Consider the following 17,537-nt stretch of genomic DNA (forward strand, 5'->3'; position numbering starts at 1 on the left):
TTGCCCTGTTAAAAAAGTAAAAAAATGAAAGCAATAATTTTAAAAGAATTTGGCGGTATAGAAAATTTTGAAGCCGTTAACATACCAGTACCGCCCATCAATGCTGATGAAGTATTAATAAAGTTAAAATCCATCAGCATAAACCCGGTTGATGCCAAAACACGCCAGGGCAAAGGTGCTGCCGGCCGAACCAAAATGGAGTTGCCTATAATTTTAGGCTGGGATATATCGGGCGTAATAACCGAAGCCGGCAGTGAGGTTAGCGGTTTTAAACCCGGCGACGAAGTGTTTGCGATGATCAATTTTCCGGTATTAGGTAAAACCTATGCGGAATATGTTGTTGCCAGGCCATCTGAGCTGGCTATAAAACCTGCAAACATAACCCATAATGAGGCCGCTGCAGCCACGCTTGCCGCGCTTACAGCATGGCAGGTTTTAACCACCAAGGTAAATGTTAAAAAGGGGGATAGGGTACTGGTTCATGCTGCAGCGGGCGGCGTTGGCCACTATGTGGTACAAATGGCCAAACATCTGGGAGCCTATGTTATTGGTACATCATCGGCAGCCAATAAAGATTTTGTTTTATCATTAGGTGCAGATGAGCATATAGATTATAAAGCACAAAAGGTTGAAGACGTAGTGAGTGATATTGATTTTATATTTGATCCCATTGGCGGCGCAAATACAGAACAGTCGCTCCATATTGTAAATAAAGGTGGTGCGGTAATTTGTATTTTGCACGCTTTTAACGATGAATTGCTTCAAAAAGCACAGGACTTAGGTGTACATGGTCACAACGTGTTGGTTTATCCAAGCGGAGATGATATGAAAACCATTGCAGGTCTTTTAGAAAAAGGCATCGTCAAATCACATGTATCCAAAGTTTTCCAGCTGGAGCAGGTGGGCGAGGCGCATACCTTGCTGGAAAGCGGCAGGGCAGTTGGAAAAGTTGTGATAGAATTGTAAAAAAGGAAATAATGCATCTGTCGGCGGCTATTTGTAGCAGGATGCTTGGCCCTGAGATGTGATGGTTTACCAGGATCGGTAACACGCTTAGCCTTAATAATAATCGTTGTTTTAGATCGCAAGAAACCTCTTTTCTGAATCAGCCGGCAAAGGCCGGCTGATTCACTTATATGCCTCTGGTACTCCCCACTCCCAAAGGGAGTAAATAAGCCCGATTGTCTATACTTTGTAACGAAAATGTACGTTTTAGGTACTGGGTAAAAAAAAACTGTTAAATATTTCGCACTTAAATATTAAAGCGATACTTTTGCAACCCCAAAACAGTTAAGTATTTATATAATTAAATAAGAAAAATTAGACATGACTAAGGCAGAAATTATAACTGAAATCTCATCTAAGACAGGTATCGAGAAAGTAGACGTGCAGGAAACTGTTGAGGCGTTTTTTAAAGTTGTTAAAAGCTCAATGGTAGGTGGCGAGAATGTTTACGTCAGAGGATTCGGTAGTTTTGTAGTAAAGAAAAGAGCAAAAAAGACAGCACGTAACATTTCAAAAAATACTGCCATCATTATCCCCGAGCATTTTGTGCCAAGCTTTAAACCAGCAAAAACTTTTGTTGAAAAAGTAAAAACAGGTAACAAAACCAGCAAATAATTTTAAGATATGTATAAGAAACAAATAGCCGTTAGTGTAGCAATAGTTGCTGTAATGGGCTATTTGTACTATTTACCTGTTAAAGGTTTAATAAAACCTAAAGAGGCCAAAAGCGATAAAACAACGGTACTTAACAGCAGCAAGGCTGCAACAACAGTAACGGTTGATATGGTATCCGAGCCTGCCAAAGCAGCAATTGGGGCGGCGTTGACAGCAAAGATAAATGACCTTGAAGGGCAATTGAAAACTGCATCGGGCGCTGATGCCGAAAAGCTGCAACAGCAGCTGGCCAAACAGTGGGACGATGATAACCAACCCGCACCTGCAGCGTTTTACTACCAGGCCCTGGCCCGGAAAACTAACAAAGCCGACGATTGGTTAAATGCGGGTGGCCGTTTTAACGATGCATACAAACTTACCCAGGATACTTTATTGCAGCCCGCTTTTGTAAGCAACGCTGCCGAGGCTTTTCAAAATGCCTTAAAGTTACAACCTGAAAGCCTTGCAGGCAAAACAGGATTAGGCGTAGCGTACGTAAATGGCGCAGGCGCACCTATGCAGGGAATAGCCTTGCTGCTTGAAGTAGTAAAAAAGGATCCGAACAACTGGAGCGCAAACCTCAATTTAGGAATGTTCGCCATGAAATCGGGCCAGTTTGAAAAAGCAGTTGCGAGGTTTAAAACATTACTTGCCCAAAAAGCAGAGCTTGAGCCGGAGTTTTACCTGGCCGAAAGCTATAAGCAGCTGGGCATGAAAAAGGAAGCCATTGAGGCTTACCAAAAGTGCAAAAACATGGTGCCAGATCAAGCATTTGTGCAGCGTATTGATGACGATATAAACGAATTAAAGAAGTAATCAACATTTAAAAATTATTATTATGCCCAGCGGTAAAAAACGTAAAAGACACAAAATGGCTACCCACAAACGCAAAAAACGTTTGAGAAAAAACAGACATAAAAAGAAATAAGCTGCGATAACCAAAGCAGATTTTACCCGCCTTTACTAAAGGTGGGTACTTTTTATTATGAGTGTTTTTTACCCTCTTATTTACATACGGTGTTTACCGTTTTAAGAAATGGAGTAGCAGTTGATAAAAGAATTAATTATCGATTCATCCCCCAATGGGGCTACCATTGCATTATTACAGGACAAACAACTTGTAGAGCTTCATAAAGAGCAAATCAGCAACAATTATACTGTTGGTGATATTTATCTTGGGCGTATCAAAAAGATAATGCCCAGCTTAAATGCTGCTTTTGTGGATGTAGGCTACGAGAAGGATGCCTTTTTGCATTATCTTGATTTGGGGCCGCAGGTGCAAAGCCTGCTTAAGCTAACCAAGCAAGTACGTAGCGGGGGATATCAGTCAAAGCTGTTGGACGGCTTTAAGCTGGAAGCCGATATCAATAAAGGAGGCAAAATCTCTGATATATTGACTAAGGGCCAGCTCATTCCGGTTCAAATAGCCAAAGAACCTATATCAACCAAAGGGCCGCGCTTAAGTTCTGATCTTTCTATCGCAGGGCGATATGTAGTACTGGTTCCGTTTTCGGAAGCCATCTCTATCTCCAAAAAAATAAAAAGTAATACAGAGCGTAACCGCTTGCGCAAGGTTGTTGAAAGTATTAAGCCAAAACATTTTGGCGTAATCATCCGTACGGTATCTGAAAGCAAAGGCGTTGAGGAATTACAGAAAGACTTGCTTGATCTGATATCAAAGTGGGAAGCATTTATTACAAGGTTGCCGTCTATCGAACCATCAAAAAAGGTTTTGGGCGAAATTGGGCGTACATCAACTATCCTGAGGGATATATTGAACCCCGATTTTCAGCACATCTACGTAAATGATAACAGTATGTTCGAAGAAATTCGGTCATACATCCACGAGATTTCGCCTGATATGGAAAGTATAGTGCGTATGCATAAGCATAAGGAGCCTATATTTGAACATTTTGGCGTTGATAAACAGATTAAAGGAGCCTTTGGTAAAACCGTAAACCTTGCCGGTGGAGCTTACCTGGTAATTGAGCATACCGAAGCGTTGCACGTTATTGACGTAAACAGCGGTAACCGCACAGCCAGTAAAGAAAACCAGGAAGAGAACGCCTACCAGGTGAACAAGGAAGCGGCTAAAGAAATTGCCCGCCAGTTACGTTTGCGCGATATGGGCGGTATTGTTGTTATCGATTTTATTGATATGCACAAGCCGCAAAACCGCAAAGAACTGTTTGACCACCTGCGTGCCGAAATGCTGCTTGACAGGGCAAAGCACACCATTTTACCGCCGAGTAAATTTGGGTTGGTGCAAATTACCCGCCAGCGCGTACGGCCCGAAATGAATATTGTAACCAGCGAAGTGTGCCCTACATGTAATGGTACAGGTACCATTAGGCCAACCATTTTGCTGATGGACGACATTGAAAATAACTTCAATTATATATTGGATGAGCAAAACGAAAAGGGTATTACCCTATGTGTGCACCCATATATTGAAGCTTACATTAAACAGGGTATTTATACCCGCCAAATGAAATGGCTCCTGAAATACGGACAGTGGATTAAGGTTAAAAGCAATCCTGCTTACCAGATCACCGAGTTTCACTTCTTCTCCTCAAAAGACGAAGAGATCAAATTATAGATGCGCATTTGATGTGCAAATTTCAGATTACAGATGTGCAGATGTTGATAAAACGTCTGCACTTTTTTTGGCTTCTTTTTTAACCTGCCCCCCATCTCTATAAAGGCAATTCTTTGTAAGTAAGTTCGGTGCAGGTAAAATTTAAAAATTAGATTTCCGGTTCAGATAGTTTGGCGAAAGAGTGCAGCATGACTTCGCACCGGAAATGACTTGCCTGGTTAAGAGGCTACAACGGGTGTTTGATTTGATGGAACTGCGATGTAATTTATCTTCTGCAAGTTAATTTTTTTAATTATTTATAACACAAAGAAAACAAAAGCGACTATTTGCCGTTTTATATATATCAAGAAATCCGGAGAGGTTGGTAGAATAGCCTATCCAGGTTTTTAAGATTAAACGAAAGAAACGGGGCTGCAAAAGAAATTTTGTGGCCCTGTTTCTTTACTTTATTTTTTTCAAAAAATCCTGTCAATCCTGTAAAATCCCTCAATCGTGTTTTATTGCCGGGCTTTCAAAACCAAGCTTAGTTAAGCCGTGCTGTACATCGGGATTGCTCATAAATAATTTCCAGAGCAGGCCGGAACGATAGTTTTCAATCATTACCACAATAGGGCCCTGGTCAATAGCCAGGTATGATTTGCCGTACCAGTTATGCTGTTCGCTGAAGGCATCGGTAAAGCCGTATTCGCCCCAGATCTTATCGCCCAGGTCATAATAAAAATGGCGCAGGGCCTTCATGGATTGCTCCGGTGTGTACGGGAATGCCGATAAGGCAGCTGTCGGTGTTATCACCCCCAAATCGTTTGTTGGCGAGTGGGCGTTATAGCCTTCAAAATTGTCGCTGGCGGTAAGCCCCCAGCAGTCTGGGCCGTAGCCTTTGAATTTTTTTGGGTTATCTACGCAGTAGGCATAATTTATCAGCGTATGATTTTTATTTTGTTCCCAATAATCGGCGTATTGGTCTTTTAAGCCTTTAGGATTTAAACCCATGAAGGAGTATTGCGAAAAGAAAAGCGGGCCGCCATAATCAAAACCCAAAGGTAGCTTATAACCATAAAAAGTTTTTCCGTTTTTAAAAAAGTCGCTTTGCGCCCAGCCCTGGGTGTATACGTTTGCGCCAACAGGGTAGCGTTGTGCCGATGCCGCCAATACGTACGTTATAAGGCACTCATTAAAGCCGTGGATGGCAAAGTTCATGGCCCAGCCATTATTGGGGCTCCAGTGCCAGTAAAGGGCATCACGGCCATCGCGGGTATACCAGTCCCATTCCATTTCGCCCCACATCCAGCTAATCACATCGCGGATGCGCTGCTCTTTTGGGGTATTGGCAGTAAAGTATTGTTTGGCGCAAATCAGTCCCTGGAAAAGGTAAGCCGATTCCACAATGTCGCCGCCGTCATCTTTGCGGCCAAAGGGGATCACCTTGCCTGTTTCGCCATTCATCCAATGCGGAAACGCGCCGTGGAAAGAGTTGGCTTTAAACAGGAAATTCACAATTCTCACCATCCGGTCAACAGCTTGTTCATGGCTTATCCATTTGCGGCTATCTGCCACAATAAGCGCCATAACACCAAAACCCGAGCCGCCGGTTGTTACCACTTCGTCGCCATAATCAAATGATTTGTTGCTGCGCTCGCGGGCAAGGCCGCTTACCGGGTGGCCAAAATCCCAAAAGTAACGGAATGTTTGGCGCTGCACCACATCAAGCAAAGCACTATCACTTAAATTTTTGATGATGCCTACAGGTTTAATGCCATCTTCGCCGGTATTTTTAGCCTGTTTTTGAGCGAAGGAGCACAGGGTTAGCAGTAACAATAAAGGGGTTAATATAAATTTATTCATGTAAAATGGTATTAATCAGGGTTAAAGGTTAGGGCTGCTGAACCCTAAGTTTTTCATGCCCGTTTTTACTTCGGGCGCACTCATAAACAAGTTCCAGAGCAGGCCGGTGCGGTAATTTTCGGTCATTACCACAATAGGCCCTTGGTCAATAGCCAGGTACGAGCTGGCAAACCACGGTTGGGTTAAATTAAAAGCATCGTAGAAGCCATATTGGCCCCATAATTTATCGCCCAGGGTATAATAAAAAAAACGTAATGCCGCCATAGATTGGGTTGGTGTATAAGGCAGCGATGCAATGGCCGCGGTGGGCGCTATAACACCAACATCATTAGTGGGCGAACTTGCCGTGTAGCCGTTTTCAATATCGCTTGCGGTCAGTCCCCAGCAATTGGCGCTGTAGCCGTTGTTGCCCAACGGGTTTGCCACGCAATATTTGTAATTGATGGTGGCATGCGCTTCATTTTGCGTTTGGTAATTGGCATAGGCATCGCTTAGGCCTTTGGGGTTGATGCCCATGAAAGAGTATTGCGCAAAAAATAACGGACCGCCCCTGTCGGGACCCAGCGGCAAGGTAACACCGTAAAAGGTATTGCCATTTTTAATGGCACCGTTTTTTGCCCAGCCCTGGTCATAAACAGTTTTGGGGATACTATGCGTTGTTGAAGATGCGCCTAAAACGTAAACTATCAAAGCCTCATCCCAGCCGGTAATTTTCATGTTGATGGCCCAGCCCAAATCGGGGCTCCAGTGCCAGTACAACACGTTTTGATCGCCCTGCCTGAACCAGTCCCATTCTACGCCATTCCATAAGGTATTGATATCGGCGCGCAATTGGATTTCGCTGGTATTGGATGCATTGAAATATTGGCGGGCGGTAATGAGACCCTGCATCAGGTACGATGTTTCTACCAGATCGGCCCCGTTATCCTGTGCGCTGAAGGGTACAACAGCGCCGGTAGCGCCATTCATCCAATGAGGAAAAGCGCCGTGGAACTTTTGAGCTTTGGTATTTAAAAAGCCCACTATTTTTTGCATCCGGGCCAATCCATCGGCATGGCTTATGAAACCGCGGCTAACACCGGCTATAATGGCCATAATGCCAAAACCCGAGCCGCCGGTGGTCACCACGTCGCCGGATGTATTACGCTCGCGTGCCAGCCCGCTGGTTGGGTGGCCAAAATCATAAAAATATTTTAAGGTTTGCCGCTCAACAAGGTCAAGTAGTTGGTCGTCAGATATGGTGCTGAACTTTTGGGTACTGTCAATCGCCGTGATCAGTTGTATGGATAAAGGCGATTGCAAACCGCCGTCCTTTGCAGATTTTAGTCCGGTTGTAACGTTAAGCGTATATTGGGTAATGGGCAATAAGCCCGTTGGGGTAATCACTACAGTACTATCGCCATTTTGATAGGCGGTATTAAAAGCTGCTGCGGTTCCGGATTTGCTGTTCAGGCTGATGCTTGTTGCTATGGAGGTACGGCTAAGCGGGGTTGAAAACGTAATAGCGATAGCCGGTTTGCTATTAATATTGCTATAGCTAAAACCGCCGGATTTACCATTAACCTTAAGCGCACTAAAAGTAAACGACGAAGGAGTGGGGGTAACAGGTGTAGACGTATTATTTGAACTTTTACCGCATGAAAAAAGCAGTACTACAAATCCCAGCCCCAAACAATAATCTTTGATATTCCTCATGCCCGCCTTTTTTAAAAAGGTTGCCCGCCTTAAACGGCAAGGCAACCCCCAAATCAATCAAACCCAATTATTATCTTTTAGCTTTTTCAAGGTTGTACAAAGCCAATACCTGCGTGGCGTTAAGTGCTTTACTATAAAACCTGATGTTATCCATGGTTCCTGTAACATAGCCGGCCCAATCCTGCGCGCCGGTATTGGCCGTAAGCGACGGAGTGGTTTGAAACTGCAGTGTACCAAATACCATTTTACTGGCTTTGCTCCAATCCATAGGTGCAAAACCGGCAGCTGCGTTTTTGCCTACCTGTGTTCCGTTATAATAAACGTAAATGGTTGATACTGTTTCATCAAAAGTAACTGTAACGTTTATCCAGGTGTTCCATGGGTTGGCAACGGCATAGCCGCCTTCCCAACCATCTACCCCTGTAGACATGCCTGCTTTATTAAACGCGTGTACTTTAAGTACACCCGATGATGCAGAACCACCATTATCAAAAAATATGGCCAGGCTGCCCCAGAAACCCGCGCCGCCTGTTTGGTTGTTCTGGATATCCATTAAACCTACCGCGGAGGTATTTAGAGGCATTTTTACCCAAATGCTGGTAGTAAAACTGGTTAACGCTTTAATGCCGGCAGGTGTATCATACAGTACGTATGATTTATCGGCGCCCTGCAGGCCTTTGCCGTTTAAGCCGGTGGCAAAGCTTGTGCCAGTTGCTACACCAGTTGCTCCGGATACACTATCGGCCAGGCCGCTGGTGAACGGGAAATAGGCAACCAGGTTGGCCGGTTCAATATCTTTACTGCTGCTGTAGCCACCGAATGATGGCAGCGGTTTAGATGGCGCGTATGATTTTGGATCAAAGCCTTTATGGCAGGCTGTTATGGTTAAGCTTACAGCTACGCCCATTAGCAGCGCAGCTTTAAGTGTGTTTTTAAATGTTTTCATCGTTGCTGAATTGATAAATTAATAACCTGGATTTTGTGTTAAAGCACCACCGCTTATATCGATCTCGTTTTGCGGTATAGGCCAAACCTCGTTTTTGCCTGCTTTCCAGCCGCGCGAACCAAATACAGCGGCACCACGCCCCTGGCGGATAACATCAAAATAACGATCAAATTCCATGGCAAATTCAACCCTGCGTTCGTTATAAATTGCGGTGCGTAAGTCCGCCTGAACTTTAGTAGTAACCGCTGGCAATATGGTAGCATTGCTGCCTCTTGCACGGGCACGCACCTTCTCCAGTTGAACTAATGCAGCGTCCGCATTCCCAAGTTCATTATTAGCTTCGGCGTTCATCAGCAACACATCGGCATAGCGTATTACAATTTTATTTTGCTGGCAACCCTCGTTAAAACCAGATACATATAGGCTAAAAGGGACATATGATTTTTGATTGTACCTTGGGTTATCGCCATCGGCAGGTATCACATCGCCTTCGGGCGTTGTTTCGCCCCTAAAGATGATAGTTGCATCGCGTCGCGGGTCGCCTGTTTCATAAGCTGCTGCCAGGTCGGCAGTTGGCACATTAAAGCCCCAGCCGCCCCCGGTTGAACCGCGTACACCCTGCACCTGTGAGTACTGCGAGTTTGATGCATCCGGGTTATTCGGGATAAGGTTACATTGAATTTCGAAGATAGACTCCTGGTTGTTTTTGTGCGTAGTCCTGAACATTTGTTCGTAGTCAGGATATAAAGAATAACCCATGCCCATTACCTGTGTGGTATAGGTTACCACGTCGGTCCATTTTTTAAGGTACATGGCTACTTTGGCATGTAAGGATAATGCCGCGCCTTTAGTAATACGGCCAACATCTGCTGAGCCGTAAGTTTGCGGTAAAGCCGCCGCAGCATCGGTTAAATCAGTTTCAATAGCTGCCCAAACCTGTGCTTTTGGCGTGCGCGGCAGGTTATACTCGGTAGCGTTTTTTGGTAGGGTTAAACGCAATGGTACGTCGCCGTATGCCCTTACCAGCCTGAAATAGCAATACGCCCTGATGAATTTTGCTTCGGCAAGGTACCTTGTCTTTAAGGCATCGTCCATGGTGATACCAGGTACATTGGTCAGTATCTGGTTGGCAAGATTGATGGTTTGATATTGGCCTTTATAAAATCCCTGTAACTGACCTTCGCCGGCAGTAACGGTAAAGTTATGATAGGTGTTCATATAGGTAGCATCGGTAGCGCTGCTACCTTTCTCGGCATCATCAGAGCCCATGCTCTCGATAGCAATAGATGGGAAAGCGATGTTATTATATTCATGCATGTTGGCATACATGGCACTCACCGCCTTTGTAGCATCATCCTGTGTTTTGAAAAATTGTGTTGCCGCAGTATTTTGGGCAGGATCGACATTCAGAAAGCTTTTTTTACAGCTTTGAAATGCTATAGCAAGTGCAATAAAACCTAATATAAAGGCTTTTTGCAATAAAGTTTTTTTACTGTTCTTCATCTTTATATTGATTAAAAAGTAACGTTAACACCAAAGTTATAAGTCGCATATAAAGGATATACGCTGGCGTCGATACCCATGCTGCCTACGCCGCCACCAACTTCGGGCGTGAAGCCTTTATAGCCAAAAAAGTTGAGCGCGTTTTGCGCGTTGGCATAAAGCCGTATTTTGGAGAGCCCCCATTTTTTTGACAATACGGATGGCAAAGTATAGCCCAGCTGTGCGTTTCTCATCCTGAAATATGCGCCACTTTCAACAAAAAATGAGTTTGGTGCCGCGTTGGCGGTTGAACCAACGTTTACTGATGGATAGGTATTTGAAGTACCCGGCCCATGCCAGCGATGGTCATAAAAATCTTTGGTGAAGTTTTCGTTACCAAAACGGTATGCAATGTTGGCATTGTACACACTTACATCGGCCACGCCCTGGAAATCTAAAGCCAGGTCGAAACTTTTGTAGGTGAATGAGGTATTAATACCGTAATTGTATTTAGGCAGCGGGCTTCCTAATACTACGCGGTCGCGGGTGTCAAGTATGCCGTCTTTATTGGTGTCCTGGTAAATAAAGTCGCCTGGCTGGGCGCCGGTTTGCTTTGATGAAGCTACCTGGGCAGGTGTCTGGAAAATTCCAGTCACCTGGTATCCGTAAAACTCGCCAATAGGCTGGCCTACTACTGTACGGGTTGCCAAAGCGCCGTTGGCAATGCCTGCGCCACCATCATAAATTGGATTGGCGCCGCTTAGGACTTTTGTTACATTATTGTTGTTGATGCCTACGTTGGCACTTACACTGTAGGAGAAATCTTTAGAAGCCTGATCTTTCCAGGTCAGGATCACTTCGACACCGCGGTTGCGGATAGTTGCCTGGTTGCCAATAAGACTGCTGTTGTTTGTGCCTAAAGAACCGGCAATTGGTATGGCAAATATGGCATCCAGGGTATTGCGGTTATAATAGTCGGCCTCAAATGATAGTTTGTTATCCAGGAAACCACCTTCTATGCCAAAATCAGTTGATTCTGATACTTCCCATCGTATAGTTGGCGGCACCAGGGTATTGATACTTGCGCCAGGATATGCCACCTGTGGATTACCAAAGAGAGCGGTTAAATATGGGTCGGATGAAACAACCAGTTGAGACGGATTGCTTGGAACGCCTGAGTTGCCGTTACGGCCCCAGCTGCCGCGCAACTTCAAATTACTGAATACCTTTTGGTCTTTCATGAATTCTTCGTTGGTGATTACCCAGCCAGCACCTACAGAAGGATAATATCCATAGGTATGATCGCCATAAAACTGAGAAGCACCGTCACGACGAATTGATGCGTTCAATAAGTACTTATCTTTAAACGAGTAATTGATACGCGCAAACTGCGAAAGCGTGCGGTTGTGTATCTGTGAACCTGGTGTAGGGAAATAAGTTACCGCTGCAGTATCAGGAAATGATGTATGCAGGTTACCGCTGCTTGCATACGGCACATTTTGAGCATGTGCATCCATTTGCCTTTGGCGGTTGTTTTGAGCGCTATAACCCAATAACGCGGTTAACTTATGATCTTTTATTTTAACATCGTAAGTCAATGTGTTTTCCCAGATCCAGTTGCGGGTTTCAGTATGGTTTACATCAAGGTTTGATACCGTACTTTTTTGCGCAAAAGTAGCCTGGTAAATGGGGGTGTACCCTCTTACCTCGGCCTGGCCAATATCGCCGCCAAAGCTTGTTTTGAATTTAAGATTTTTCAGTATTGAAGCCTCGCCGTACGCGTTGTAGGTAAAGCGCAGGTTTTTTGACCGCTGATTAAAGTAATCAAGCGTAACTTGCGGGTTATAATTATTGCCATCACCGGTATGGTAATCGTTAGGGTCGCCATAATTACCATCGCTGTATCGAACAGGCAAAGTAGGCGCAGCCCCAAATAGCTGATGAAAAATACCGCCGTTAACATCTTTTGATTTGCCAACCAAGCCATTTGCGGTAAAGCCTATTTTGAGGGCTTTGGTAAGCTTAAAATCATTTGATAAATGCACGGTTATACGCTGGTAGTTGTTGGTCTTAGCAATACCATCCTGGTCAAGGTAGCCAAATGAGTAGTTGTAAGTATACTTGTCTGTACCGCCGCTTAAAGAAACTTCATGGTTAGTTACAAAAGCGTCGCGCAATACCTGGCCATACCAATCGGTGCCCTTTCCATAGCTTGCCGGATTGCTGAAGATGAGCGGTGTGATATTGTTGGATGTATAAAGCTCATTAATAGCAGTAGCATATTCGGTAGCGTTGGCCATTTTTACCTGGTTGGTAACAGATTGCCAGCCTGCATAACCATTGTAATTGATAACCGGTTTACCTTTTGCGCCTCTTTTGGTACTTATCAATACTACACCGTTGGCAGCACGCACACCAAAAATTGAAGTACTTGATGCATCCTTGAGTATGCTAAAGCTTTCAATATCCTGCGGGTTTAAAAAACTGATATCGCTGTACCAAACTCCATCAACAACAAATAACGGGCTTACATTGCCATACACCGTACCTAAACCACGGATGGTAATAGATGGCGAAGCTCCCGGTGAGCCGCCGTTTGTAACCTGTACACCGGCAACTTTACCTTGCAGGCCGCTAAGGGCGTTGGTTGATGCCTGCTTGGCAATTTCTGATCCTTTAACAGTGGCAACAGACCCTGTTACATCCAGTTTGCGCTGGGTACCATAACCAATTACAACTACCTGTTGTAAATCATTGGCCTTGGCCTGTAAGCGGACATCTATGGTGGTTTGGGTGCCTATGGTGACAGCTGCTGTTGCATATCCTATATAAGTGAATGTTAAAGCAGCAGTTGAGGCCGCGCTAATAGTGTAAGTGCCATTAACGTCGGTTTGGGTGCCTGAAGTTGTTCCCTTTACCTGCACCGATACACCTATCAGGCTTTCGCCGGTGGTAGCATCGGTAACTTTTCCTTTAACTGTAACGTTTTGTGCAAACGCGGCGTCAATGGAAAAAAGAAACAATAGCATCAACCCTGAAATAGTAAAAATTCTTTTCATAGTGGTTAATAAATAAAAACGGATTAGAAATAATTGGTTTATTAGTTTACAAAGCTGTATAGATAATGCCAGTTAGTCAAAAAAATTAACTCAACATTAATACATCAACCTTAACATACTTTCACAAAGTTTGTGTGGTATTATTTTATTTATTTGATAATCAGATTATTAAGTTGGGGTGCAGTATGGCATATATACTACAACGGAGGGGTGCAGTAAATCGGTTTTATAAATGCTTATGAGAGGTAATGATGTAGTATTATAGCTCGATGAGAAACTCCACCAGGTTTTTATCATGCTCCAGGTTGAGCTTTTTACGCAGGCGATAGCGCCTTATTTCGACGCCACGTAGCGAGATATTTAAAAGGGAAGCCATTTCCTTACTGCTCATATTCATGCGCAGGTAGGCGCAAAGTTTAAGGTCGTTTGGTACCAGATCGGGGTGGTCTGATTTTAATTTTTTAAAAAAGTTTTCGTGCGCTTCGTTAAAACTTTTTTCAAAAATGTTCCAGTCGCGCTCATCATTCATGCCTTCGTCTATAACTTTTTGAATGCGACGCAGCTGGTCGTCGGCCAGTTTTTTGCCCGAACTATCTTTAAGATGCAGTATTTCTTCGCTGATTTTTTGCAGCAATTCATTTTTGTAAACCAGGTTCATGGCCGAATTGGCCAACTCGCGGCTTTTACCGGCCAGGTCTGCCTGTAACTGCTCATTTTTTATGCTGATGATATGCTGCTCGTTAGCAATAGCTTCCTGTTTTAAAAACTCCTCCTTTTCGCGTTGCAGCTTTTCGTGAATGTGCAACTGGTGGCGTTTTAATTTCAGGCGGTAATAGTATCTCATCAGGTAATAAAACAATACCAGCAACAAGGCATAAAACAGCATAGCAGGTTTGCCGCCATACCAGGGCGGCAGAATAATGAAGGTTAATGAAGTGATTGCCGATACATTTTGATCGTTTATTTTAGCGCGTACTTTAAAATGGTAGGTGCCCTGGTCAAGGTTGGTAAACTCTTTTTGGCTCTGTTGTGTCCAATCGCTCCATTGGCGCGAGTAGCCTTCCAGGTAATATTGATATTTTATTTTGGCCTGTTTATAATAGGGCAGCGAATAGGAGATGCGAATGTTGTTTTGGGCATAAGGTATTTCAATATCATTAGTGCCGCTACCATCTTCGCTTATCACATAAACTTTATCGGTAATATTCTCAACCTGACGGATGAGCACCTGCGGAATGCTGATTTTGTTGGGGAGTAAAGCATCCTCATCATTTAGAATTACAAAGCCATCATCAATGCTGATAAGGTAAGTGGCGGCATTGATGCGGTTGATAGTTTCGTAATGCTGCACCATTTGCCCGTTAAGAATGCTGAACCGGTTGGTATCAATACTCAGCTTGCCCGGCGCCGAAAAGTCGGCCAGGGCTACGCGGCCCTGGTTTATAAACCAGTACTTTTTGCCTATGGCTTTAATAATTTTGCTTGAGGTGGCAAATGTGCCCAGCTTTTTATTAAGCTGTGTATATTTGAAAAAGCGGTCGGTAATATCATCGTAAACATAAAAGCCCGAATCGGAAGTAAACACCACCCGGTTATCAAGGTCAAATACATTTACATTGTAGCTGCCGGGCAAGCCATACCGGCTATCGTAATATACCTTTGAAGTTACCTTTTTCAGGTCGGCGCTTAAGGTTAGTTTGTAAATGCCCTTATATGCATGGCTTACCCAAATTTGCCCTTTACTATCCTGTTCAACATACCGCGATGGCTCGCCAAAGCCCTGCACTTTATGGTCAAATATCCAGTTGCCCAATACATCTTTCCTAAAGATTGCCAGGCCGGTGTAGTTTCCCTGGATAAGTTTATCAGTTCCAAATTTTTTGGTTGTCCAACCGCCTGTAATAGCGGATATTTTGGTTATGGTGCTGCCGTTTACCTGGTAGGTGCCGTCGTTATGGCCGCAAAGCAAGCGCCCATCCTGCAGGGTGAGCTCCCAAACCTGGCCTTGCGAGCCGGGGATAAGTTTAAAATCAAATGACTGGAAAAGCTTGTTGTTGTTTTCGGGAACCCAGTCGCTGTAAAAAAGCCCCTGGTTTGTACCCAGGTAAATCTTGTTATCAAAAATGATACTGGAGTAAACTGTGCCAAATTTGCCTGTTTTATCAAAGTAAAAGTATAATGGCGAGTTAACCTCGATGCGGTCGATACCGTTGTCAAGGCCTGCCCAAAGGTTTTGCTCGGCATCGGTATATAAACTTAAAACGGTGTTGTTTTGCAATCCGCTTGCCTTGTTAATATGCTGAATAAGGTTGCCTGCGGTATCAATAACCACCACACCATTTAATATGGTACCATAGGCCACATATTTACCGGCTATCAGCGCGCCGTTATTAAGCTGGTAAGTTTTTAAAAAGTCGTTGGCCTGGTTTGCCCACGGTGTTATGGTTTGGCCATCATAAATGAACAAGCCATTTTGGGCTGTGCCAATAATGAATTTGTTTTTTTGGAATGGCAGCATAGATAACACGCCACTCGGCCCTAAAATATTGCTGCCGGGTACAAAAGCCAGCTTGTTATCTTTAAGCTCAAATAGCCCAACCGAAACCTGTTCGATAAAAAAGCGATTACCGGCTTTAAACATAAACAGGTAAGGGCTTGGCGTTTTTATGACGTTGATTTTTCCTTTGGAATAAATGTATATCGACCCGAAAGACTGGAAGATAATACGCGGGCCATCAATATATATCTTCCAGATCTCTTCATTAATCGGCCTATACTTTGCGGGAACCAGGTTTACCAGCGAATTATATTTTAAAACTCCCTTGTTATCATCGGCCCAATAACCAAATTCGCCATAGGCACCAACATAAATTTTGCCTTTGCCGTCGGCCGATACCGAGCGAACAATTAAGCCATTGGGCATGTGATGCTGCTGCCAGTATTTACCATCAAAAGCTAAAAGCCCCTGAGCATTGCCAAAGTACATAATGCCATGCTCATCGCGCGTAATGCTCCAGTTTTGATTGCCCGATTGGTACATGGCCTTGGTGTAATTTTGTACATAAGGTACACCTACGCTTTTGATATCCACCGCGCGCGCAAGTAGGGGGACAGTATAAAACAACAGGAAAATAATCAGTAACGATTTACGCATGGGTTATGAAATGGCATCAGCCTGCAAAGCAAACCAATTTTACGAAATTAAGGTTTGAGTTTGGATATAAAAAATGAGCGGAAAGCGGATGGGGCTTATTGCCAGGATATAGATTAAGAAAAGTGAAATATGATTTTAAAGTTATTACTTTAGTTTCTTACATACCCATTTAAATGAAACGACGATATACTTTGGAAGGCTGCATTGGAAGACCTTTTTGATGACTTCCTACGCTTCTTTTATGCCGATGCCGATGAGTTATTTGATTTTGAGAAAGGTTTTCAATATCTTGATAAGGAACTTGAACAGTTATTTCCTCCCGATGCCGGTAATTATGCGCCACGTTATGTAGATAAGCTGGTTAAAGTATTTACCAAAAACGGAGTGGAGGAATGGGTACTTATTCATGTGGAGGTACAGGGTTATACAGATCATGATTTTGCAAAACGCATGTTTCAGTACTATTACCGGATACTTGATCAGTACGACAAACCTATTACGGCTTTTGCCATTTTTGCCGATACCGGCAAAAATTTCCATCCCCGGTTTTATGAACGGAAGTTTTTAGGCACCAACGTATTTTACGGTTACAATACGTTTAAAATCATCGACCAGGATGATGCCCAACTCGATGCCAGCAATAACCCTTTTGCTATGGCTGTATTATCTGCTAAATTGGCATTATCCCGAAACTCGGTTAGCGATCAGCAGCTTTTTGACCTGGCATATGACCTGGCTAAACGATTGTTAGGCAAAAAGATGCCTAAAGAAAAGATTCGTAAGGTAATGAGTTTTTTACGCTATTACCTGCGCTTTGAAAACCACGAAATGTTTGTTAAATTTGAACAAGAGATAGCTGTGTTAACGCAAAAAAGTATCACGATGGGTATTGAAGAATTTTTATTGGATAGGGCCGAAAAACAGGGCATTGCAAAAGGCATTGAACAAGGTATTGAAAAAGGTCGTGAGAAAGAACAGGTTGAGGTAATAACTAATCTTATTATTGAGTTAGGCCTGACTGATGAGCAGATTGCCGGTGCGATTAAGGTATCTGTAAATTTTGTCAAATCTATCCGGAATGGGTTAAAGACATAAACTGTT

General features: G+C 43.7%; 11 protein-coding genes. 5 read left to right on the forward strand and 6 right to left on the reverse strand.

Going from position 1 to position 17,537, the window contains the following annotated elements; all coding sequences use genetic code 11:
- Positions 1–24 precede the first annotated feature (24 nt).
- The 4 genes from AC1RM2_RS18290 (at position 25) to AC1RM2_RS18305 (ending at position 4,258) form a co-directional block, all read left to right on the forward strand.
- On the forward strand, positions 25–966 hold the full coding sequence (locus AC1RM2_RS18290; protein ID WP_492986614.1) for an NADP-dependent oxidoreductase: 942 nt from the start codon (positions 25–27) through the stop codon (positions 964–966).
- A gap of 360 nt (positions 967–1,326) precedes the next feature.
- The gene (locus AC1RM2_RS18295) at positions 1,327–1,620 is read left to right on the forward strand and encodes an HU family DNA-binding protein (protein ID WP_076378439.1); all 294 of its coding nucleotides are present in this window, start codon (positions 1,327–1,329) and stop codon (positions 1,618–1,620) included.
- Positions 1,621–1,629: 9 nt separating this feature from the next.
- Positions 1,630–2,475, forward strand: coding sequence for a tetratricopeptide repeat protein (locus tag AC1RM2_RS18300; protein ID WP_492986615.1), 846 nt, complete (start codon positions 1,630–1,632; stop codon positions 2,473–2,475).
- Between the two features lie 232 nt (positions 2,476–2,707).
- On the forward strand, positions 2,708–4,258 hold the full coding sequence (locus AC1RM2_RS18305) for an Rne/Rng family ribonuclease (protein ID WP_492986616.1): 1,551 nt from the start codon (positions 2,708–2,710) through the stop codon (positions 4,256–4,258).
- Between the two features lie 486 nt (positions 4,259–4,744).
- On the opposite strand, the gene AC1RM2_RS18310 is transcribed toward AC1RM2_RS18305, so the two are convergent.
- The 6 genes from AC1RM2_RS18310 to AC1RM2_RS18335 all read right to left on the reverse strand — a co-directional run bounded on the left by AC1RM2_RS18310 (position 4,745) and on the right by AC1RM2_RS18335 (position 16,436).
- The gene (locus AC1RM2_RS18310) at positions 4,745–6,100 is read right to left on the reverse strand and encodes a glucoamylase family protein (protein ID WP_492986617.1); all 1,356 of its coding nucleotides are present in this window, start codon (positions 6,098–6,100) and stop codon (positions 4,745–4,747) included.
- A gap of 21 nt (positions 6,101–6,121) precedes the next feature.
- Positions 6,122–7,795: a glucoamylase family protein gene (locus tag AC1RM2_RS18315; protein ID WP_492986618.1), complete on the reverse strand. Its 1,674-nt coding sequence runs from the start codon at positions 7,793–7,795 to the stop codon at positions 6,122–6,124.
- Positions 7,796–7,865: 70 nt separating this feature from the next.
- Positions 7,866–8,741: a LamG-like jellyroll fold domain-containing protein gene (locus AC1RM2_RS18320; protein WP_492986619.1), complete on the reverse strand. Its 876-nt coding sequence runs from the start codon at positions 8,739–8,741 to the stop codon at positions 7,866–7,868.
- Positions 8,742–8,759: 18 nt separating this feature from the next.
- Positions 8,760–10,244 (reverse strand): RagB/SusD family nutrient uptake outer membrane protein, encoded by a 1,485-nt coding sequence (locus tag AC1RM2_RS18325; protein ID WP_492986620.1) that lies wholly within the window; start codon positions 10,242–10,244, stop codon positions 8,760–8,762.
- 11 nt (positions 10,245–10,255) lie between these two features.
- A complete protein-coding gene (locus tag AC1RM2_RS18330) occupies positions 10,256–13,282 on the reverse strand; it encodes a SusC/RagA family TonB-linked outer membrane protein (protein ID WP_492986621.1) in 3,027 nt (1,008 codons plus the stop codon).
- A 259-nt stretch (positions 13,283–13,541) separates the two neighbouring features.
- The gene (locus AC1RM2_RS18335) at positions 13,542–16,436 is read right to left on the reverse strand and encodes a ligand-binding sensor domain-containing protein (RefSeq protein WP_492986622.1); all 2,895 of its coding nucleotides are present in this window, start codon (positions 16,434–16,436) and stop codon (positions 13,542–13,544) included.
- Between the two features lie 204 nt (positions 16,437–16,640).
- On the opposite strand from AC1RM2_RS18335, the gene AC1RM2_RS18340 reads away from it, so the two are divergent.
- Complete coding sequence (locus tag AC1RM2_RS18340; protein ID WP_492986623.1) at positions 16,641–17,531, forward strand: RpnC/YadD family protein; 891 nt, start codon at positions 16,641–16,643, stop codon at positions 17,529–17,531.
- Positions 17,532–17,537 lie beyond the last annotated feature (6 nt).

The sequence above is a fragment of the Mucilaginibacter sp. GW822-FHT03E02 genome (assembly GCF_058801545.1).

What these genes read in the sequence shown, in the direction of transcription:
- AC1RM2_RS18290 (WP_492986614.1), top strand. Translation starts at nt 25, where the DNA reads ATGAAAGCAATAATTTTAAAAGAATTTGGCGGTATAGAAAATTTTGAA.
- AC1RM2_RS18295 (WP_076378439.1), top strand. Translation starts at nt 1,327, where the DNA reads ATGACTAAGGCAGAAATTATAACTGAAATCTCATCTAAGACAGGTATC.
- AC1RM2_RS18300 (WP_492986615.1), top strand. Translation starts at nt 1,630, where the DNA reads ATGTATAAGAAACAAATAGCCGTTAGTGTAGCAATAGTTGCTGTAATG.
- AC1RM2_RS18310 (WP_492986617.1), bottom strand. Translation starts at nt 6,100, where the DNA reads ATGAATAAATTTATATTAACCCCTTTATTGTTACTGCTAACCCTGTGC.
- AC1RM2_RS18315 (WP_492986618.1), bottom strand. Translation starts at nt 7,795, where the DNA reads ATGAGGAATATCAAAGATTATTGTTTGGGGCTGGGATTTGTAGTACTG.
- AC1RM2_RS18320 (WP_492986619.1), bottom strand. Translation starts at nt 8,741, where the DNA reads ATGAAAACATTTAAAAACACACTTAAAGCTGCGCTGCTAATGGGCGTA.
- AC1RM2_RS18325 (WP_492986620.1), bottom strand. Translation starts at nt 10,244, where the DNA reads ATGAAGAACAGTAAAAAAACTTTATTGCAAAAAGCCTTTATATTAGGT.
- AC1RM2_RS18330 (WP_492986621.1), bottom strand. Translation starts at nt 13,282, where the DNA reads ATGAAAAGAATTTTTACTATTTCAGGGTTGATGCTATTGTTTCTTTTT.
- AC1RM2_RS18335 (WP_492986622.1), bottom strand. Translation starts at nt 16,436, where the DNA reads ATGCGTAAATCGTTACTGATTATTTTCCTGTTGTTTTATACTGTCCCC.